Raw genomic sequence first — 20,449 nt, 5'->3', positions numbered from 1 at the left:
ATGTTAAAACGCACTCATGAAATATTCTGTTGTTGTCCTTCATCTAAAATTTGTTGCCATTGTTTGACTTTTACTTGTTTACGAATGGCTTCCAAACTTTCAAATACTGCTGACTCTACTAATTTATCAATATGCTGATTATGTTCAACTTCTATCTGACTAATTTTTTCGGCAATTATTTGATACGTCGGGTTGCTGGACTGTGGGTTGGATTGTGCAAAAGGTTCAATCAAGCCTTGGGTGATGTTTTCGCCCAGTCGCTGACCAATACTTTGAATTTGCTGTTCAATACGACCACCAACCAATGGAATCAGACGTAGAAGCTGAGTTAGCTCAGGCGTATCTTCAATGGCTTGATTGACCACCAGCCCTACATTTTTTGCAATTTGGTGGCGTTGGGCTTGCAACTCTTTACCCAAGGACTCTTGCAAAATATCCGCCAGTGCAATGGCCAGTAACTGACGATGCCGCTCAACCAAATCATCAATAAACTGTTTATGTGTGGTGCTGGCTGTCAGTTCACGCTGTACGCCATTCAGCACCGTCAGTACCACTCGACTACTCAGTTCTTCCATCAATAAGCTGTAATAGAAGTTGCCACGTTTATACCAGCTATTTGGGATAACTTTATAACCGTGACTATGCAGGTTGTAGCCAATAGCAAAGGCGCGTAATAAACGTAAAAAACGTAGCTGCGGAATGATTGCGAGAATTTCATACCAGTGAACAAACGGAAAGAACCACCAACGTTGATGATGCTTAAAAATAATGGCAATCCCCCAACGCACTCCCAGTTCCACAATTAAAAATGTGGTAAACCAACCTTCAGTGATAATCACCCAAGGACGTAACTCGCCCCGATAAAACTGTAAGATTTCAGGCAGGCGAATAAAGTCGAACAGCCATTCACCAAAATCACTCATTAAAATGGCATTGGCACTTAAACAGAACAAGTTAAAGATGATTAAACCCATCAAAAACAAGTCATAAATTAAGGCAATTTTCCAACCCCATGAATCTTTACGTAGGGTATGGAATGAGGATTTGATTACAGGCTCTTCAGACTTTTTCATGGTTCACCTGATTGGGTTAGACCGTTGGGGCAGCAAATTTTTGTTGCATGGATTCAATCAGCTGATCTTTTTCCAACCATAATTCATGCACCCATTGCTGGAAACGCTCACGGTATTCAGCATCATCTTCGTAATTACCACCCAAGACCCAGTCTGGAATGTTGATTTTTCGTAAATTTACCGCAATGCGAGGAACTTCTCCGAGCCAGAACTCGCTATAGCCTGGCACGCCATCTGGGTAAACAATGGTCATATCCACCAAAGCATCAATTTGATCGCCCAAAATATTCAATGCCAAAGCTAAACCGCCAGCTTTTGGCTTTAATAAATGTTGATAAGGCGATTGTTGTTGATCATGTTTTTCTTTAGTAAAGCGAGTGCCTTCTAAATAATTCAGCAGGGTAAAGGGCTGACTTAATAATTGTTGGCAGGCTTTACGTGCCTCTTGCATATCACGATCTTTCAGTGCTGGTTTTTTTTCAATTTGTGCTTTGCTGTGACGCTTCATCATTGGGAAGCCTAAAATTTTAAAGGCCTGCCCCACAAAGGGAATAAAGATCAGCTCCCACTTGGTAAAAAAGCGGGTCAAAGGCATGCGGGTTAAACCAAAATATTGATTTACTGTGGTATCGACCCAACTTTGATGGTTACAGGTCATCAGATAACGACCTTGCATGCTCAGCTGCAAATTTTCATCAATGCTGATATCCCATTGGGTATTGGGTAACACATGATCAATCAGCCAGTTATTTACACTGAGCCAACTGTTGGTAATTTGAATATTGGCTTCATCGACCTTACTTGACTGCTTGAAGAGTTTGGTTAAGCCTAAAGCCAACACAGGAGGGCCGTGAAAAAATGTACTGCCAGTAATGACTGTACCCACAGTGAGTCCTTTTGTGATTTTTTTTAATAAAGGCTGTTTTTTTGCTTGCGATGACATATAAATCAATCCTGAAGATAAATCGTCCAATGCGTCACGTATTTGTAGATTACTCCACTATAAATGTTGTTTTTAAAATAAAAAAGTGTAGAAGTGAAAGTGTGTAGAAATTGTGATGAAGTTATACCCACATTTGTACGTGATCATGTATATTTGTAAGTAAAAGTTTTTTTATTAACAAAAAATCAATGGTCTAAGTATATTTTTTCATTCAATATTCAGCCTGTACAACAAAACACAAGTAAGGAGGCATGCCATGCGTGCATTAGCAATTTCGGCAGCAGTTGTAGGGGCAATGGTATTAACTGGTTGTCAAACGACTGGTAACAACCTTGGTGGTATAGAATATGACAAAACTGCGTTAGGCACAGTAATTGGCGCTGCAGCAGGTTATGGGGTCTCTAAAAGTAACGCAAATACAAGCGCACAAAACAACCGTGCTGCAGCGATTGGTGCTGTAGTCGGTGCTGCTGCGGGTGTTTATCTTGACAATAAAGAAAAACAACTTCGTCAACAAATGGCAGGGACTGGTGTAGAAGTAAACCGTAATCCAGATGGCTCTGTAGGCTTAATCATGCCGGGTAACATCACGTTTGATACTAACAAATCAAACATCAAACCAAACTTCTATTCTACCTTGGACAAAGTAGCGCAAACGCTAACCCAAGATAACAAGAGCGGTATTTTGGTAACAGGTTATACTGACAGCACTGGTAACGACGCAATCAACATTCCATTGTCACAAGCACGTGCACAATCGGTTGCAAACTACTTGGCTAGCCGTGGTGTATCAACTTCACGTATTAATACACAAGGTCACGGTGCTGCAAACCCAATCGCATCGAATGCTACTGCAGAAGGTCGTGAGCAAAACCGTCGTGTAGAAATCAGCATTTATGCAATCCAATAATCTGGCATTGTATAGATTGTAAAGAACCGCCTTCGGGCGGTTTTTTTATGCAAGCAATTTCTAGGGTCTACTCAGCAAATAGACAATGACATCTAAAGTAGCATTTTAGATTAGTCATCTTTGGCGGAGATGACTATAATCGAGCTCGAACCGAAATAGAGGAAATACTATGACACTGGCAAGTCAGTTAAACGACAAGCAACTTGAAGCGATGAAATACACTCAAGGACCCTTGTTAGTGCTTGCAGGTGCAGGTTCAGGCAAAACTTCGGTGATTACCCGAAAAATTGCCTATTTGGTTAAGCATTGCGGGATTCCTGCGCATCGTATTACAGCGATGACTTTTACCAACAAAGCAGCACGAGAAATGAAAGAGCGTGTGACCAAATTGTTGTCACGTGAAGAAGCCAAAGGTTTGTCGGTTTCAACTTTCCACACCTTTGGTCTGAATTTATTGCGTCTTGAATTAAAACACACGCCATTAAAAGCCAATTTCTCTATTTTAGATGCCGATGACTGCAAACGTATTCTGATGGACTTAATGCACCGCGATAATTTGTCGGGTGCAGAAAGCAAAGAACTGATTGCCAAAGCCATGAAGATGATTTCAGACTGGAAAAATGATCTGATTGCACCAGAGCAGGCGCATACTACGTGCGAAACGCCAGAAGACATCCAGTTCGCACATTTATATCAACTTTATGAACGTAATTTACGTGCCTATAACGCGGTAGATTTTGATGATTTAATTGTAATGCCGACACGACTTTTGCAAGAAAATGCCGAAGTACGTGACAAGTGGCAAAACCGTGTTCGTTATTTATTGGTTGATGAGTATCAAGATACCAACACCGCACAATATATCTTGGTGAAATTGCTGGTGGGCGTGATGGGGCAGTTCACTGCGGTAGGTGATGACGACCAATCTATTTATGCATGGCGCGGTGCTAAGCCTGAAAATATGGCCTTACTGAAAGATGATTTCCCGAATTTAAAAGTGATTAAACTTGAGCAAAACTATCGTTCGACCAGTCGTATTTTAAAAGCAGCCAACACTGTTATTGGTAATAATCCGCATATTTTTGATAAAAAACTCTGGTCAGATAAAGGTCATGGTGAAGTGATTCGGGTGATCACTTGCCGTAACGATGATGATGAATCAGAACGCGTGGTGAAAGACTTACTCACCCATAAGTTAATGAACGGTAAAAGCTGGAAAGATTATGCGATTTTGTATCGTGGTAACTTTCAGGCACGCATTTTGGAAACCCAATTGCGCCAAATGCAAATTCCGTACAAGCTTTCAGGTGGTCAATCGTTCTTTGCGCGCGCTGAAATCAAAGACATCATGAGTTATTTGCGTTTGATTATTAATCCTGAAGATGACAGTGCATTCTTACGCATTATTAATACGCCTAAACGTGCGATTGGTCCTGTGACTTTGGAAAAACTAGGGCTGTTTGCACAAGAAAACCATTTGTCATTATTGGCTGCCGCAGGTGATCAGCGTCTGACGATGGCAATTCCGAAAAAAGCCACGACACAGTTGGCAGAGTTTGCAGATTTTATTGCTAACTTTACTCGTAATTTATTGGAAGATGATGAGCCTGTGCCAATCATCCGTCAAATGATGCTCGAAGCAGGTTATATCGACTACATTAAAGAGCAAGCAGCTACCCCTGCGCAGGAAAAAACCAAGCTAGATAATATCGAAGTTCTATATAGCAGCATCCAAAGTTTGATTAACCGTGCTGAAGATGTCGATGAAAAGAATATTGAAAGCGTGATTCGTAAAATGGTGCTGCTCGATATGCTCGAACAGCAACAGGAAGAAGAAGACACTGATAAAGTCAATTTACTCACCCTGCATGCGTCCAAAGGTTTGGAATTTCCGTACGTGTATTTAATTGGTTTGGAAGAAGAGCTTTTACCGCATAAAAACTCGATTGTGGCAGATACTGTCGAGGAAGAACGCCGTTTGATGTACGTGGGGATTACTCGTGCGCGTCAGGGCTTAACCATTACTTTGGCAGAGCAGCGCAAAGCAGGTGGGCAAATGAAACAAATGACCCCAAGTCGTTTTTTGGATGAATTACCTCAAGATGAATTGGAATGGCTCGGACGTAAGAAAAAATTGGCTGGTGATGTCGATCCGAAATTACAGGCACAGCATTATTTGGAAAATTTACGTGCCCTGATTAAGCGCTGACAAATACTTAGGGGTATTGATGCAAGTACAGCATCAAATGGCATATTGAATATCGAAATAACATTGAAAATTTAAAAACAGGATAAACTTCATGAAAGTACAAGTTAAAGTCTTAGATTCACGTTTAGGCACAGAATGGCCAATGCCAACTTATGCCACTGCAGGTTCTGCGGGTCTAGACTTACGTGCCTGTGTGGATAGCACCACTGTCATTGAACCGGGTCAAACGGTATTGGTCAAAACAGGTTTGGCAATTTATATTCAGGACACAGGCTTTGCAGGCATGATTTTGCCACGCTCAGGTTTAGGGCATAAACACGGTATTGTATTAGGTAACTTGGTCGGTTTAATCGATTCAGATTATCAAGGCGAGTTAATGGTATCTGTTTGGAACCGCAGCCAAACCGCATTTAGTTTAGAACCTGGTGAGCGTTTAGCACAGTATGTATTGGTCCCTGTGGTACAGGCAGAATTTGAACAGGTCGATGAATTTGTGGCAACTGAACGTGGTGCTGGTGGTTTTGGGCATACAGGGAAAAACTAATTTTTTTAGTCACTTAAACATAGTTTGTGCATTGAATTATAATGCTTGGTAAAGTTTCATCTGAAACTTTACCTGCAATTCTTGAAAAGTAACCAAATATGTACTAATAATGACAAGCATATTTCTAGATCATATGAGACGATAACGCATCCTTAAAAAAGTCTAATTAGAATTTTTAAAATTTATAGAGCTGAGATTTATTCAATTTATGTTGGCTCATTCTTGTAGTTGTAAGCCTATGAACCATCCACTATCTCCATTTCCTCTGCATATTTTTCGTGCTTATGACATTCGTGGTAAAGAAAGCGTATTAACAGCAAACCTCGTACATGCAATCGCACAAGGTTTAGTACAGCAGTATCAACAGCATCAACAGAACCAGATTAGTATCGGTTACGATGCGCGTTTAAATAGTCCCGCTTATGCGGAAATGATGCGACAGGTTTTTCTTGCGCATCATTTTCAAGTGACGATGGTGGGCTGTTGCTCAAGCCCGATGTTGTATTTTATGGCACGGCATACTGCAGGTAATGGCATTATGCTGACCGCCAGTCATAATCCAAAATCTGACAATGGTATTAAATGGATTATGCAGGGTGAACCGCCAACGCCTGAAATGATTCAACAAGTGGCACACGATGCAGCACCACATTATTTAAATACCGATGCGGCAACCTTCATTGAATTACAACGTGCTGACAATATTTCTCATGAATTTATTGAAGATGCGTGTCAACAATATCAAAATGCGATGTTGCAGGACCTCCATCTGGCACGCCCTTATAGAGTGGTGCTAGATGGGATGTATGGCTCGGCTGGGCATTGTGCTGCTTTGGTGTTGCAAAAGATGGGTTGTGAGGTGATTGCTTTACGCTGCGAAGCCAATGGTCATTTTCCCGAGCATGCACCCGATCCATCACAAGAAAAACACTTACAACATTTAAAAACTGCGGTTCGTGAACATCAGGCAGACATTGGCATTGCTTTAGATGGCGATGGTGACCGTGTCGTCTTGTTGGATGAACGTGCAAAAGTGCTTTCTGCAGATCGCTTGTTGTCCTTATTTGCAGAAATGTGCTTAAAAACCCATCCTCAGCATCAAGTGGTGTTTGATGTAAAATGCTCCACCATGGTACGCAATACCGTACGTGATTTGGGTGGCGAAGCGGTAATGATTCGTACAGGCAGCACCTTTTTGCGTCGTTATTTGGCTCAGTCACAAGGCAAAGCTGTGTTCGGTGGCGAATACGCGGGACATTATGTATTTAATGATGGACGTGGTTTTGGCTATGATGATGGTATTTATGCTGCCTTACGCGTGCTTGAATATTTAAGCCACAGTACATACAGCAGTCTTTCAGCACTGATGCAGAAATATCCTGAGCGTTGCTGCACTGAAGATACGTATATCAGCACACGGAATATTGAACCTAGTACGGTTTTAAATGATGTTGAAAGTTATAGCCATCGTAGTGGGGCAGAATTAAGTAAAATAGATGGTATAAGACTTGATTTTGAAGATGGTTTTGGCATTATTCGAGCATCTAATACAGGCGAATATTTTACGGTGCGTTTTGATGCTGATAATCCAACACGACTGAATGATATCCGCGATACATTTGTTTCCATGTTAAGTGAGCGATACCCTGAAATCGCCCAAGACATTTTAGATGCTCAATAAGGAGAGGCGAATGCCACATCAACAGACTGGTATCGACAAAGCGCAAATTTTGACTGAAGCTTTGCCGTATATTCAACGTTTTGCGGGCAAGACCCTTGTTGTGAAATATGGTGGCAATGCCATGACCGATCCTGAGCTAGAAAGTTCTTTTGCTCGAGATATTGTGCTGTTAAAAACTGTAGGCTTAAACCCAATTGTGGTTCATGGTGGCGGCCCACAAGTGGATTCTATGCTCAAGCAATTGGGACGTGAGTCTGACCGTATTGATGGTATGCGTGTCACTGATCCTGCGACCATGGAGGTCGTAGAAATGGTTTTGGGCGGGAGCGTCAACAAATCTATCGTCAATCTGATAAACCAACACGGCGGTCGTGCGATTGGTTTGACAGGTAAAGATGGTAACTTGATTCGCGCACAGAAATTATTGATGCAAAAAACCACTGAAACAGGCGAAGTACAACAGATTGATCTTGGTTTGGTGGGTGAAGTGATAGGTGTCAAAACCGATGTGTTGGAAATGTTTACCAGCAGTGACTTTATTCCTGTCATAGCACCTTTAGGTGTTGATGATGCAGGCAATACCTATAACATCAATGCCGATTTAGTCGCAGGTAAAGTTGCTGAAGCATTAGGTGCAGAAAAACTAATTCTACTCACCAATATTACAGGTGTATTAGACGAAAATAAAAAACTGTTAACCGGTTTGACCACTCAGGAAGTGGATCGTTTAATTGATACAGGTGTGATTTACGGTGGCATGATTCCAAAAGTGGGTTGTGCATTGGATGCAGTCAAGGGGGGGGTGATCAGCGCACATATTGTCGATGGTCGTGTGCCACATGCTACTTTATTGGAAATCTTTACCGATCATGGTGTAGGAACTTTAATTACCAACCGCGTCCATGTACGTAAATAAAACTCTAGAAAATGATCCCTAAAAGAGCTTCTCAATTGAAGCTCTTTTTTTTGTAAGATTTTGAGCACGAAATTGAAACTTTATTGATTCAGCATGCTTGAAATAGCTTTGTAGCTATCCTGAGATCTTAAAATTTTAGTCAGCAAACCCGCAGTCATCATAGTGTCATGTCGCTGTCCTAGTGTAGGAGAAAACATGAGGTATCTATGATGCTACAAAAATTAAATCAGTATCGTCAACAGTTTAGCTTTCCTATGGTTAAAGTGGGTAAAGCTCAGAAAAAAAATAGTAAAGCCACACAATATGCATTTGAATGGGTTGAAAATTTAAAGCAACTACAAGAAGTACAGCGTTTTCGTGCAAAACAATTTTCCAAGCAATTTGGCATTGAATTTGAGTCAGGTTTAGATCAGGACTTGTACGATTTTGGCTGTGAGCACGCCGTACTCAGAGATAAATCTACGGGCGAAATTGTTGCCTATACCCGTTTAAAACTTTGGCAAGGGCATGAGCTAGCCAATAGTTATAGTGCACATGAATTTAAAATTATAGATGAGTTAGGGCATCTCTCAAATATTGTCGAAATGGGGCGTACTTGTGTGCATCCACGCTATCGTTCAGGCAAAACACTCTCTATTTTATGGCTGAATTTAGTACCGAAAGTGTTATGGGAAATGCGTGCCAAACACCTGATTGGCTGTGTCAGTATTCGTTTGGAAGGCAATGAAGCGCGGGCTTATCATACCCATCAAGCGATTCAGCAATTGGCAGAAAATCAGCGCTGCGATATTCAGTCACAGCAGCCGTTTGAGCCTAATTGCCCAAGTCACATTTTTAGCCAAGATGAACGGATTCCTAAATTGTTTGATGTTTATCTGAAAATGAATGCCAAGCTGTCTGAGCAAGCATTTTATGATCGTGAGTTTAACTGTTTGGACTATTTTGTTTTGTTAGATGTGAAACAAATGGCAAAACATTTTATTCGCCAAAAGAAAGTAAAAGCATCATAACATCGTGATGAAATAGAGATTTCTACAGCTCTGCATATTTATAAAATGGTGGTGTAGAAATCTATTTATATTTTTCAGATTTGAATTATGTACATGGCTGATGCACAATAATCAGATAATTTCATTATTTGTATAAAGATAAGGCTTTATGTGTCAGTTGCTTGGAATGAATTGTGCGACACCTACCGATATTACCTTTTCATTTCGGGGATTTTCGCAGCGTGCAGGAATCACCTCAGACCATTCTGATGGCTTCGGAATAGCTTTTTTTGAAGATAAAGCTTGCCGTTTATTTGTTGATAACCAATCTGCAGTGGAATCACCCATTGCAGAATTGATCCGCAACTATCCCATCAAATCGCGCAATGTGATTGCCCATATTCGTAAAGCGACACAAGGCAAAATTAATTTAGAAAATTCGCATCCGTTTAGTCGTGAGTTGTGGGGACGCCAGTGGATTTTTGCCCATAATGGTGATTTACATGACTTTCATCCACGTTTATCAGGTCGTTTTACCCCTGTGGGCAATACTGACAGTGAACGAGCATTTTGTTATTTGTTAGATCAATTGGTAAATCGTTTTGGTTATGATGAACCTAGCCTGACACAAGTTTTTGATCTATTAGTCGAAATTTCTCCTACAATTGCAGAACATGGCACTTTTAATTTTTGTTTGTCCAATGGTCAGGCATTATTTAGTTATGCAGTGACCAAATTACATTGGTTGGTACGCGCTTATCCATTTCAACCTGCACAATTAATTGATTTAGATGTTGAGGTCGATTTTAGCCAAGTCACCACAGCAGAGGATTGTGTGGCGGTGATTACCACCGAACCTTTGACTCAAAATGAAACATGGATGGCATTTCAACCAGGTGAAATGATTTTATTTCAACATGGACGCCCAATTAAAACCCAAATGACACATATTAAGCGTTTGGAACGTGAACGTTTAAATCCTGAATTAAGACGGATCACCAAAGCAGATCAATATTAATTTATACGGGTATATGTGATAAAAAAGTACTCATTTTATTGTTGTATAATTCAATTAAATCAAGAACAAAAATGTATAAGTTGGTTAATTAATAACTGAGTCTTTTTGTTGGTTATTTTGTTTTAAATTTATTTAAATCAATATCTTGTGTTGTTTTTGTTTGGTTTTAATCAATCCCTACCAATTCACTTCATTTTTATTTATGGGAAATACCGCTACCATTCCACAGTGTGATTAATCATTTATTTCTGTAAGGTGGTCGTATGAAGATGAAATGGGTTCCAGAATACAACACTGGCATTGATGTGATTGACGATCAGCATAAACGTATCCTCGATTATATTAATGAAATTGTTGAAATTAGCGATGGTACTGATCGAGCACGTGTAAAGCAGATTTTAGATAATATTATTGACTATACCCAGTCGCATTTTACCTTTGAAGAATCATTACAAGAAGAAGCAGGTTATAAATACCGCGTCCCACATAAACGTGTACATGATTTATTCATTAAAAAAATTGAGTCTTACCGTCAACGTTTTGAACTAGGACAATCCATTGAAAGCGAATTGCATGAAGTCCTATCAAAATGGTTAATTAATCATATTCAACACGATGATGCCGATTATGTAGGCGCTGTGAAAGAGAATATGATGGGCATTATTAAAGAAAACGAGAAGAAAAAAGGTAAAGGCTGGTTCGCTCGATTCTTCTCATAAGTCTGAAGCCAAAAAAATGAAAGAATAACAATTATAAATTTGCGTAGCAAACTAGAGGAGTTGCTGACACTATCATAAATAGATGGAGTGTTAGCAACCTCTCAAACAGTTTGCTTTTTTCTTTTTGAGGTTTTGCTTTTCCTTGATGACAAAGGCAAAATAGACCTAGATTTTTATTAGGACAGCGTCATGCAGGACAATGCTATGTCACGATGGTTATCGCCGCTGATGGCATTTGGTTTATCATTCATTATTATTGCCACACTCGCACCAATGACAGGTATTCAGGTTGAGCGCCAGCTCGACTTTTGGTTGTTGTGGTTAGCAACCATGCTGATTTTGGCTTTACCGATTACTTATTTGGAAATTGCCTTAGCCAAACGCTCTAAAACGACAGCATTACAAGCACTTTCAAGTTTAACCCGTGATGCCGATGCTTCTCAAAAATGGCGTTTGGTGGGTTGGCTTGCTGTGGTGTTTATTCCATTTTTAGCTGGCGGGTTGCTGTCTAATGCAGCACAAATTTTAAATCAATATGCCGCGGCAGATTTGGCTAGTCATGTCTTATTTGTGATTCTGGCTGTTTTAGCCTTGGCATTGTCATTAGTGCCGCGTCAAATTTTATTGCTGTGTACCGTTGTTACTGTTGTGGCGGCTTTGGTTTTAGCGATGAGGATGGGTTCAGAACTCCCTGCATGGCAAGTCACTTCAATTGAGTTTAGCGAATGGGGCAGTGCAACTGTTTTAGCTTTGGTGGCCAGTGGTTTAGGCATGGGCTTGTACTGGCAAACCAGCTTGCCGCAAGTACAGCAACAATCTGCAGCAACCGCAACGGTATTGCCAATTTGGATTGCTCAGCTATTGGCAGTCGTTGCTTTTGCATTCTTTGCAGTACAGTCACAAATTCCAGCGTTGGCTTTGGTGGTGGCAACTGTTGCAGCAGCAGCAGTGGTATTGCAACTGGCACGTGAACAATTGGCACAACGTCAAATGGCGGTAGCAATTCAGTGGGTTGTATTGATTGCAGCAACTTTGGTTTGGGCAATTCCTGCCATGAGTCCTGTGTTTAATTTTGCCTTGTTGCTTTGGGGCTTAGTCATTTGTTTGATTTACGCTATTTTTGCAGGCTGGATTATGAAAATCAGCCATTTGCGCAAAGCCATGAACTTTAGCAGCGAAGCATTTTATAACATTTGGCGTATTGCGGTACGTGTGGTGTTACCTGTATCTATCGTAGTGGCGATGGTAGCGTTAATTGGACAGTGGATCGCATGAGTCAAGTGGCACAGGTTTGGGTGGCGTATGCCACACCTGATCAACAATGGCATGTGGCTGTCGCATTTCAGCAGGGCATGACCGTACTGGATGCAATTCAGCAGAGTGGGCTTGCGATAGCAACGACTTTGCCTGAACCGTTGATGCTGGGTATTTTTGGTGTACGGGTTGAGCCGCAACATGTATTACAAGCAGGTGATCGGGTTGAGATTTATCGTGCTTTGACCATTAATCCGAAAGATATTCGTCGTAAACGTGCCGCAAAGAACCCGGTAGGACGTTATGCCAAAAGCAATCGCTTAAGACAATTGAAATAATTTAAAAACCCCTCAGATGAATTTCAGTGAGGGGTTTCTTTTTATTCTAAAGCGGCTATAGTGGAGGCGCGTTGAGAATCGCTTCTTTCGATCCTGGTAGACCAGGTTGAGATTCTGGAATGGTTTCCAAGCCTTCAACTTTTTCTACGATACCATTTTGATTGAAAAAGATTTTCAAATGCTGACCATGCGCGGCAGGGATCTTGGCTTTTTTAGCATAAGTTCCTGGGATATAGTTGTAAATGTAGTCCCAACGTAGCGGATTCATCGGATCGGCGATGGTTGGACTGCCCAGCAAAAAGCGGACTTGTTGATGACTCATACCGACTTGGACTTTAGACGCTTGAGCTTGGGTTAAAGGTTTACCCTGTGGAATATCGACTTTATAAACGCCCAAGGTCGAACAGCCTGCGAGCAGTGAAGTGACCAATAACGTCAACATGATTTTTTGCATTTTGCTAAACTATCCCAAATTAATTATGATGCATTTGATCTTGATCCAATGTTAGATCATACTGCATCTTAACTTTGTTGCATATTCCAACTTTAATTTTGTTGAGAGACCTTTTTTCATGCCTATTTCAAATCAAGAATTACGCAAAGCTGGACTTAAAGTTACCCTTCCACGAATTAAAATCTTAGAATTATTAGAAAATTCAAAACAACATCATTTAAGTGCAGAAGATATCTACAAAACTTTACTCGATCAGGGTGAAGATGTGGGTTTAGCAACTGTTTATCGTGTGTTAACACAGTTTGAAGCAGCAGGCATTATTGAGCGCCATAATTTTGAGAACAATCATTCTGTGTTTGAAATTATGCAGGAAGATCACCACGATCATCTAGTCTGCTTGAACTGTAGCAAAGTGGTTGAATTTATTAATGATACTATTGAAAAAGAACAGCATGATGTGGCAGAGAAATTTGGTTTTGAGCTAACAGGTCACTCGCTGAATTTATATGGTTATTGCGATGCGCCAGAATGTCGTGAAGCGTTACGCAAAAAATAATTTGCTCAAGGTATAAAAAATAGGCTTCCGTATGGAAGCCTATTTTTTGTGTTTAAGCGTTGTTATTGACCATCGAAGGTAATATTCGAGGTTGCATGTAACAAGCGCTCGCCACCTTCTTCTGCAAGTTTGATTTGTAGACGCAAATCGTTTGGTGAGTCGGCGTGTTTGAGTGCATCTTTATAACTAATTTGCCTGGCTTTATAGAGGTCGTATAAGGCTTGGTCAAAGGTTTGCATACCCAATTCACGTGAACGCTTCATGAGGTCTTTAATTTCGTGCACATCACCTTTACGGATTAAATCTGCAACTAATGGTGAGTTAATTAAAATTTCAATCGCAGCACGTCGTGAGTTGCCATCAATGGTTGGAATTAACTGCTGCGCCACAATTGCTTTCAGGTTTAGTGATAAATCCATGAATAATTGGTTATGACGGTCTGCTTCAAAGAAGTGAATAATCCGGTCGATGGCTTGGTTAGCGTTGTTGGCGTGCAGGGTGGCAAATACCAAATGCCCCGTTTCGGCAAAGGCAATGGCATAATCCATGGTTTCGCGGGAACGAATCTCACCAATTAGAATCACATCAGGCGCTTGACGTAAGGTGTTTTTTAACGCTACTTCAAAGGAATCGGTATCAATCCCGACTTCACGTTGGGTAATAATACAGCCCGCATGTTCATGCACAAATTCAATCGGGTCTTCAATGGTAATAATATGACCTTTAGAATTTTGGTTGCGGTAACCAATAATAGACGCCAAAGAAGTCGATTTACCTGTACCCGTTGCGCCTACAAAAATGATGATGCCACGTTTGGTCATCGCCAAATCTTTGAGAATAGGGGGGAGTTTCAAGTCATCCATGGCCGGAATTTTGGTTTCAATCCGACGCAATACCATGCCTGGCTCATCACGTTGCTGGAATGCACTGACACGAAAACGTGCTGTTTTTTCACGGTTGGTGATCGCAAAGTTACATTCACGGGTTTCGGCAAATTCCTTACGCTGTTTTTCACTCATAATTGAGTTAAGTAACTGACCGATAATTTCACCTGTGAGCTTACTTTTTGCGACAGGTACAATTTGTCCATGAATTTTCATGGAAGGTTCAACATTGGCTGTAATAAACAAGTCTGATGCTTGTTGCTGAATCATTAAATTCAGTAAATCATTAAAGTCCATCGTGTATCTCGAATTTTAAACTTATAAGAATGATTCAGGCTGTTTTGCAACCGTACGAGCCGTTTGTGGGCTAATTACACCGCGCGATACCAAGTTTTTCAAACTCTGGTCGAGGGTGGTCATACCGTAGTTGGCACCTGTCTGAATTGCCGAGTACATTTGAGCTACTTTGTTTTCACGAATTAAGTTACGCACCGCAGGAATACCAATCATGATTTCATGCGCTGCTACACGGCCACCGCCATTTTTCTTGAGCAGAGATTGCGAAATGACGGCTTGTAAAGATTCAGATAACATGGCGCGTACCATGTCTTTTTCTTCTGCAGGGAATACGTCAATCACACGGTCAATGGTTTTTGCCGCAGAGGTGGTGTGTAGCGTACCAAATACCAAGTGACCTGTTTCGGCAGCCGTCAGTGCCAAACGAATGGTTTCTAAGTCACGCATTTCACCCACTAGAATAATGTCAGGGTCTTCACGCAGTGCTGAACGTAATGCTTCGTTAAAGCCATGCGTATCACGGTGTACTTCACGTTGGTTGACCAAACATTTTTTAGATTGGTGTACAAATTCGATTGGGTCTTCGACGGTCAGAATGTGGTCGTAGCGATTGTCATTAATAAAGTCAATCATCGCGGCAAGTGTGGTCGATTTACCTGAACCCGTTGGGCCTGTCACTAACACTAAACCACGTGGATATTCACAAATATCTTTAAAGATTTGTCCCATGCCTAAATCTTCCAGGGTCAAAACTTTAGAAGGAATGGTACGGAATACTGCGCCTGCACCGCGGTTTTGGTTAAAAGCGTTCACACGGAAACGAGCCACACCAGGGACTTCAAAAGAAAAGTCCGTTTCTAGATTTTCTTCATAATCACGACGTTGTTTATCATTCATAATGTCGTACACCAATTTGTGTACTTCTTTATGTTCTAATGCTGGTAAGTTAATACGACGAACTTCACCATCCACACGAATCAGTGGTGGCATGCCCGCAGATAAGTGTAAATCCGAAGCGCCATTTTTAGCGGAGAACGCCAATAATTCTGTAATATCCATAAAGTCCCCGAGATCAATTAAATCTTAATTATTTTGATAGAATAATACGGCTTTCCATCAGCTTAACCAACTGTTAGTTGCTGGACAAGGAAAAAAAAGATGAATGAAATGAGAAATGCATCAATGAATAATCTGCAGCTTATGCGCACTCAGGTTTTGCAACAAATTCAACACGCATGCCAGTTGGCGCAGCGCGAGCCAAATACGGTGCAATTATTGGCGGTGTCTAAGACTCATCCGAGTGAAGCTTTGCGTGAAATGTATGCGACAGGGCAGCGTGCTTTTGGCGAAAATTATTTGCAAGAAGCCTTAGATAAAATGCAGGCCTTGAGCGATTTAGAAATCGAATGGCACTTTATTGGACATGTGCAGCGCAATAAAACCAAGCATTTGGCAGAAAAATTTGCATGGGTGCATGGAGTAGATCGTTTAATTATTGCTGAACGATTATCGAATCAGCGCGATGCTCAACAAGTGCCCCTGAATATTTGTTTACAAGTAAATATTGATGCGCAAGACACGAAGGATGGTTGTCAGCCGAGCGAAGTTACAGAATTAGTCCGACAGATCAGCCAATTACCGCATTTAAAACTACGCGGTTTGATGGTGATTCCTGCACCTGATCATCCTCAAGCTTTTCAAGATGCCAAACAATTGTTTGATGCAGTGAAAGCACAACATGCACAACCTGAAGATTGGGATACTTTGAGTATGGGGATGTCGGGCGATTTAAATGCCGCAATTGCAGCAGGTTCAACTATGGTACGGGTTGGTACAGCATTGTTTGGCGCACGTGACTATTCCAAGGCTTAATTACTAGATGAACAAAGAATCTGCCAAGATTTTGCAAACATTATCTTGTACGTTTTGGCTGACATGAAATGCGGAATTTTGCGGCTAGTGCTGAAGGCTGGATTTTCTTAATATGAACTTATCGGGAAACAGGGAGTTTCCTAAATAAGAAGAATAAGAAATAGAACAACACGGAAGTGCTTGGTACGACAGGAGTTATACCAAAAACTGAATCTAGAAAGCCTCGACAGGATGTCGAGGCTTTTTTAGTTTTGTGTCGTAAAGCTGTCAAAATTTTGGCTTATGTAGATTTTTTTTAATGACCTTCACTATTTTTTAGAAAGCGTCACTTCCGTCTAGTAAATATGACAAGCGGATATTTAAGATTTATTCGCTATCCAGATTTGAATGCGGGCAATGAGTAAAAATAACAAAAAACACAACTAAAAGAAGCCTGTAAAAATGATGATCTAACCGGTTTTTTAGGTATTTTTCTTGTATCCAACTCAATGACAAAAGTACAGACGGTGAGGATGACTTCAAAATTAAAACTGCTTTAAAAACCAAAAAAATAGGGAAATGTACTCAACACCTGAGAAATTTATACTTAAACTGGTCAATGCAGCAAATAAAATGATCGTTTTTATTTCCATAAAATTAAATACATAAGTATAGCTGATTTTAAAATCAACCCAATGTAATTTCAGGTAAGCCTAAAATCTGAAATCTCACAGTCAGCTTAAGAATTCTTCAATCGACAAATAATTTCCAGATTTTAGGCAGTCTTGGGTCTAACCTACTACATTGACTTCACTTGCGCCTGCACCCACAGGTTTGACTTGAATTTGCACAGGAATTCGTTCGTGCATTTCCTGAATATGCGAAATCAACACCACTTTACGTCCCTGACTTTGCAGATGGTCTAAGGCATTCATCACCATGTGTAAGGAAGTCGGATCGAGTGTGCCAAAACCTTCATCAATAAATAATGATTCCAACTTCATTGAACCAGATGCCATATTGGCAATTGCCAGTGCTAACGCTAAAGAAACTAAAAAGGTTTCCCCACCAGATAAAGACAGGACAGGGCGAATTTCACTGTTCATGTCTAAATCAATAATCGCCAAACCCAAACTGTCAGGAATACGATGCAACTGATAACGCGAACTCAGTGGCAGCAATTGCTGATTGGCGTATTCCACCAAAATATCCAAGTGATGTTCTTGGGCAATTTTCTTAAATTTTGTCCCTTCTTTATGCCCAATTAAATCGTAAATACGTCCCCAACGATATTCTTCAGCTTTGATACTTTCAATTTGAGTCTGGTAGGCTGCAAAAATCCCCTGATTGGTGCGATTCAGGCGTAGTTGTGCCTCGATGTCATTATAGTCTTGTTGTTGTTTGGCTTTGTCTGTTTGCAGCGCAGCAAGTTGAGTAGTGACCTCGTCAAAAGTCAGTTGCGGCTGTTGTTTCAAGTGCTTTTGATATTGTTCTTCTAGCGTTTGCCAAGCCGTTTTAGCACTTTCCAAACTGTTTTGCTGTTGCTGTAGCATCTTGCGTATTTGCTGATGTTCAGCATAAGAAATCTGTAAACATTCATCAATGACGCTGGCTTGAAAGTGCGTGTGTGCCGCTTGCCACGTTGCAATGTGTTGCTGGCATTCAGTGTGTTGCTGCATGCGCTGTTGAATTTTACTGTCCAAACCATGTTTTTGTAGTTGTAAGTCTTTTAACACCTGTTCTGCTTGGTGAAGTACGGTGCGTTGTGTGTTAAGTGCAAGATTGAGTTGCTGTTGTTGCTGATCTAAAGCCTGCTGCCATTCTTGATAGGTCTGATATTCGCATCCCGCATGGGTTTTTGTCAGTTGCTTAATTTGATCACGCAGCTCACTGCCTGCAGTTTTAATGTGCTGCAGTTGTTGGATTTTCTCGGCATGTTGCTGTTGTAAAAATAGCAACTTTTCTTGCACTTGCTGCTGTTGTTGAGTCAGTTGTTCTATGGTTTTGCTCAGTTGAACTTGTTGCTGCTGTAAGTGATGACGTTGCTCTAACTGTTGCAAGGCATGTTGATAGTATTCAATTGGTTGGTTGAGCCAAGCAAGTTTTTGTTCTGCATCTAAAAGTGACAAAATAGGCTGTAAACGCTGCGAAAGATCTTGGCGCTGTTGAATAGCATATTTGAGTTGTTCTGCCTGCTGTGCAGCATTGCGCCATTGTTTTAGGGTGTCGTTTGCCTGTTGAATGCTCTGCTGCAAGTGTTGAGTGGACTGAGATGTGGTTGCCCAATGTTGTTGCACGCTTTCAATTTGCTTTGCAACAGGCAGCGCCGCATCCAAATCTAATGATAAGGACGCTGTAAGCTGTTGTACCAATGTCTGCTGTTGCTCAAGTTGCTGTTGCAGCTCCAGTTTACGTTGTTGTTGTTGCTGATAAGTTGCATTGTATTGACTGCAATCACGCTCCAATTGCTGTAACTGTTTTCGTGCATGCTCAAATTCAGTTTTGGCTTGCTGCAATTGCTGATCCTGCAATTGGTTTAAAGCATCACTGAGTAAGTTTTCATGTTGAATAAATGGATGTTCATGGCTGCCACAAACCATACAAGTTTCATTCGGTTTCAGTTGGGCGCGTAAATCCTGCACACTTTGATGCTGCAATAAACGCTGCTGTTCAAAAATCAGCTGTAATTGCTGCAAGGCTTGTTCAGTAATTTGTACTTGCTGCTGTTGGGTTTGAATTTGAGCCTGTGTCTGCTGTTGCAAGCTTAGAGTTTCTTGCTGATGCTGTTGTAATTGCTCAAATAAAGTGGCCTGTTGTTGCCATTGTTCAAGTGCTTGCTGCAAGCGTTCTAAAACATGCACACTCTTTAAAGCATGTTGTAATTGCTGTTGCTCTGCCGTGAGTTGCTGCTCAAGTTGTTCAGGGTGTTGATATTGTTTTTCCCAAACCAAAAGTTGTTGTTGTGTATGTTGTTGTTGCTCAATTAAGGTATCTAATGCCGATTGGAACAGCGCTGGGTTTTGCTGACGCAGTTGCTGTTCAAGCTGCAAATAATCTTGTAGACGTTGCAGCGTAAGGGCTAAGTTTTCATCAAAATTTGCCCATGCAGCAGTCTGTTTGAATTGTTGCTGTAAGTGTTGCTGTTGTTGTTGCTCAGTCGCAAGTTGAGTGGTCAGTTGGTTTAAGTCATTTTGTACAGGCTGAATTTGCTGCGCTAAAAATAATTTTTGTGCGGCATCCAAAGCGGTATATTGCTGGAGTTTGCTGGAAATTTCATGTTGTAACTGTGCCGCAATTTCAAGTTGTGGCTTCAATTGCTCTACATGTTGCTGCCATGCCTGAAGTTCTTTCTCCGCTTGCTGTTGCTGACTCATCGCTTGCTGTTGTGCGAGTTCAGCTTGTTGCAAGTTTGGTTCAAATTTCAAAAGCTGTTGATTCAGGTTTTTCAGCTCGGTATCCGCTTGCTGACGTAACACAAATTGCTCACGGATAGTTTGAAATTCATCTAAATGTTTGAGCAATTGTTTTTGAGAGGCGAGTTTAAGATCGGCATCGACTTGAACATCGTATATTTCTTTTTTAGCTTGGGTGCTGGCATAGAGTTCATGGCAATCTTTGTGCCATTTCACATCATTTTCATACAGTTTTTCGGTTTGGGGCAGCCATGAACATCCATTTATTCAACATGAAAACTTACTCAGTGATGCTTTAAACCAATTGCAGGATCAGCAATTGCAGCAAGCCAAAACTGAATTTGAGCCTGTGTCTGCTGTTGCAAGCTTAGAGTTTCTTGCTGATGCTGTTGTAATTGCT

General features: G+C 41.0%; 18 protein-coding genes. 12 read left to right on the top strand and 6 right to left on the bottom strand.

The features are described 5' to 3' along the window. Positions 1–14: 14 nt before the first annotated feature. A complete protein-coding gene (locus tag B2W49_RS01485) occupies positions 15–1,073 on the bottom strand; it encodes a preprotein translocase subunit SecA (protein ID WP_136144229.1) in 1,059 nt (352 codons plus the stop codon). 16 nt (positions 1,074–1,089) lie between these two features. Further along, entirely contained in the window at positions 1,090–2,016 is a 927-nt protein-coding gene (locus tag B2W49_RS01480; protein ID WP_230245237.1) for an acyltransferase, read from the bottom strand. 256 nt (positions 2,017–2,272) lie between these two features. Between B2W49_RS01480 and B2W49_RS01475 the strand changes: the two genes are divergently transcribed. The 10 genes from B2W49_RS01475 to B2W49_RS01430 all read left to right on the top strand — a co-directional run bounded on the left by B2W49_RS01475 (position 2,273) and on the right by B2W49_RS01430 (position 12,594). After that, entirely contained in the window at positions 2,273–2,926 is a 654-nt protein-coding gene (locus B2W49_RS01475) for an OmpA family protein (RefSeq protein ID WP_291333921.1), read from the top strand. Positions 2,927–3,095: 169 nt separating this feature from the next. Further along, on the top strand, positions 3,096–5,135 hold the full coding sequence (locus tag B2W49_RS01470) for a UvrD-helicase domain-containing protein (protein ID WP_291333919.1): 2,040 nt from the start codon (positions 3,096–3,098) through the stop codon (positions 5,133–5,135). 91 nt (positions 5,136–5,226) lie between these two features. Continuing rightward, positions 5,227–5,679, top strand: a complete 453-nt coding sequence (gene dut, locus B2W49_RS01465) for a dUTP diphosphatase (RefSeq protein WP_168418242.1) — start codon at positions 5,227–5,229, stop codon at positions 5,677–5,679. A 238-nt stretch (positions 5,680–5,917) separates the two neighbouring features. Continuing rightward, positions 5,918–7,360, top strand: a complete 1,443-nt coding sequence (locus tag B2W49_RS01460) for a phosphomannomutase/phosphoglucomutase (protein ID WP_291333916.1) — start codon at positions 5,918–5,920, stop codon at positions 7,358–7,360. Positions 7,361–7,370: 10 nt separating this feature from the next. Next, positions 7,371–8,276 carry an acetylglutamate kinase gene (argB, locus tag B2W49_RS01455; RefSeq protein WP_136144078.1) on the top strand — a complete coding sequence of 302 codons (906 nt, stop codon included), beginning with the start codon at positions 7,371–7,373 and terminating at the stop codon, positions 8,274–8,276. 209 nt (positions 8,277–8,485) lie between these two features. Further along, positions 8,486–9,286, top strand: a complete 801-nt coding sequence (locus B2W49_RS01450) for a GNAT family N-acetyltransferase (protein ID WP_291333939.1) — start codon at positions 8,486–8,488, stop codon at positions 9,284–9,286. A 148-nt stretch (positions 9,287–9,434) separates the two neighbouring features. Further along, the gene (locus B2W49_RS01445; RefSeq protein ID WP_291333912.1) at positions 9,435–10,283 is read left to right on the top strand and encodes a class II glutamine amidotransferase; all 849 of its coding nucleotides are present in this window, start codon (positions 9,435–9,437) and stop codon (positions 10,281–10,283) included. A gap of 263 nt (positions 10,284–10,546) precedes the next feature. Then, complete coding sequence (locus tag B2W49_RS01440; RefSeq protein ID WP_291333910.1) at positions 10,547–11,002, top strand: bacteriohemerythrin; 456 nt, start codon at positions 10,547–10,549, stop codon at positions 11,000–11,002. Positions 11,003–11,191: 189 nt separating this feature from the next. After that, the gene (locus B2W49_RS01435) at positions 11,192–12,277 is read left to right on the top strand and encodes a hypothetical protein (protein WP_291333908.1); all 1,086 of its coding nucleotides are present in this window, start codon (positions 11,192–11,194) and stop codon (positions 12,275–12,277) included. Then, positions 12,274–12,594 (top strand): RnfH family protein, encoded by a 321-nt coding sequence (locus B2W49_RS01430; protein WP_291333906.1) that lies wholly within the window; start codon positions 12,274–12,276, stop codon positions 12,592–12,594. The genes B2W49_RS01435 and B2W49_RS01430 overlap by 4 nt, the downstream gene beginning before the upstream one ends. Positions 12,595–12,649: 55 nt before the next feature. Here the strand turns inward: B2W49_RS01430 and B2W49_RS01425 are convergent, their stop codons facing one another. Continuing rightward, positions 12,650–13,048: an outer membrane protein assembly factor BamE gene (locus B2W49_RS01425; protein ID WP_291333904.1), complete on the bottom strand. Its 399-nt coding sequence runs from the start codon at positions 13,046–13,048 to the stop codon at positions 12,650–12,652. A gap of 118 nt (positions 13,049–13,166) precedes the next feature. On the opposite strand from B2W49_RS01425, the gene fur reads away from it, so the two are divergent. Further along, complete coding sequence (gene fur / locus B2W49_RS01420) at positions 13,167–13,604, top strand: ferric iron uptake transcriptional regulator (protein ID WP_004975325.1); 438 nt, start codon at positions 13,167–13,169, stop codon at positions 13,602–13,604. Positions 13,605–13,666: 62 nt separating this feature from the next. Here fur and B2W49_RS01415 read toward each other — a convergent pair whose 3' ends face one another. Together B2W49_RS01415 and B2W49_RS01410 are read right to left on the bottom strand one after the other, a co-directional pair. Beyond that, complete coding sequence (locus B2W49_RS01415; RefSeq protein ID WP_291333901.1) at positions 13,667–14,785, bottom strand: PilT/PilU family type 4a pilus ATPase; 1,119 nt, start codon at positions 14,783–14,785, stop codon at positions 13,667–13,669. Positions 14,786–14,806: 21 nt separating this feature from the next. Next, on the bottom strand, positions 14,807–15,844 hold the full coding sequence (locus tag B2W49_RS01410; protein ID WP_019838292.1) for a type IV pilus twitching motility protein PilT: 1,038 nt from the start codon (positions 15,842–15,844) through the stop codon (positions 14,807–14,809). A gap of 123 nt (positions 15,845–15,967) precedes the next feature. Between B2W49_RS01410 and B2W49_RS01405 the strand changes: the two genes are divergently transcribed. Continuing rightward, positions 15,968–16,657, top strand: a complete 690-nt coding sequence (locus B2W49_RS01405; protein ID WP_291333898.1) for a YggS family pyridoxal phosphate-dependent enzyme — start codon at positions 15,968–15,970, stop codon at positions 16,655–16,657. Positions 16,658–17,427: 770 nt separating this feature from the next. Here the strand turns inward: B2W49_RS01405 and B2W49_RS01400 are convergent. After that, the gene (locus B2W49_RS01400; RefSeq protein WP_291333897.1) at positions 17,428–20,265 is read right to left on the bottom strand and encodes an SbcC/MukB-like Walker B domain-containing protein; all 2,838 of its coding nucleotides are present in this window, start codon (positions 20,263–20,265) and stop codon (positions 17,428–17,430) included. Between the last annotated feature and the right edge of the window lie 184 nt (positions 20,266–20,449).

It is taken from the genome of Acinetobacter sp. UBA801 (assembly GCA_002296655.1).
Lineage (GTDB): Bacteria > Pseudomonadota > Gammaproteobacteria > Pseudomonadales > Moraxellaceae > Acinetobacter.
Note: the sequence above shows the minus strand (reverse complement) of the source record. Positions and strands in the feature narration are given on the sequence as shown.

Bases quoted from the DNA above. Each gene is read 5' to 3' on its own strand.
- B2W49_RS01485 (WP_136144229.1), bottom strand. From the start codon at position 1,073: ATGAAAAAGTCTGAAGAGCCTGTAATCAAATCCTCATTCCATACCCTA.
- B2W49_RS01480 (WP_230245237.1), bottom strand. From the start codon at position 2,016: ATGTCATCGCAAGCAAAAAAACAGCCTTTATTAAAAAAAATCACAAAA.
- B2W49_RS01475 (WP_291333921.1), top strand. From the start codon at position 2,273: ATGCGTGCATTAGCAATTTCGGCAGCAGTTGTAGGGGCAATGGTATTA.
- B2W49_RS01470 (WP_291333919.1), top strand. From the start codon at position 3,096: ATGACACTGGCAAGTCAGTTAAACGACAAGCAACTTGAAGCGATGAAA.
- dut (WP_168418242.1), top strand. From the start codon at position 5,227: ATGAAAGTACAAGTTAAAGTCTTAGATTCACGTTTAGGCACAGAATGG.
- B2W49_RS01460 (WP_291333916.1), top strand. From the start codon at position 5,918: ATGAACCATCCACTATCTCCATTTCCTCTGCATATTTTTCGTGCTTAT.
- argB (WP_136144078.1), top strand. From the start codon at position 7,371: ATGCCACATCAACAGACTGGTATCGACAAAGCGCAAATTTTGACTGAA.
- B2W49_RS01450 (WP_291333939.1), top strand. From the start codon at position 8,486: ATGCTACAAAAATTAAATCAGTATCGTCAACAGTTTAGCTTTCCTATG.
- B2W49_RS01445 (WP_291333912.1), top strand. From the start codon at position 9,435: ATGTGTCAGTTGCTTGGAATGAATTGTGCGACACCTACCGATATTACC.
- B2W49_RS01440 (WP_291333910.1), top strand. From the start codon at position 10,547: ATGAAGATGAAATGGGTTCCAGAATACAACACTGGCATTGATGTGATT.
- B2W49_RS01435 (WP_291333908.1), top strand. From the start codon at position 11,192: ATGCAGGACAATGCTATGTCACGATGGTTATCGCCGCTGATGGCATTT.
- B2W49_RS01430 (WP_291333906.1), top strand. From the start codon at position 12,274: ATGAGTCAAGTGGCACAGGTTTGGGTGGCGTATGCCACACCTGATCAA.
- B2W49_RS01425 (WP_291333904.1), bottom strand. From the start codon at position 13,048: ATGCAAAAAATCATGTTGACGTTATTGGTCACTTCACTGCTCGCAGGC.
- fur (WP_004975325.1), top strand. From the start codon at position 13,167: ATGCCTATTTCAAATCAAGAATTACGCAAAGCTGGACTTAAAGTTACC.
- B2W49_RS01415 (WP_291333901.1), bottom strand. From the start codon at position 14,785: ATGGACTTTAATGATTTACTGAATTTAATGATTCAGCAACAAGCATCA.
- B2W49_RS01410 (WP_019838292.1), bottom strand. From the start codon at position 15,844: ATGGATATTACAGAATTATTGGCGTTCTCCGCTAAAAATGGCGCTTCG.
- B2W49_RS01405 (WP_291333898.1), top strand. From the start codon at position 15,968: ATGAATAATCTGCAGCTTATGCGCACTCAGGTTTTGCAACAAATTCAA.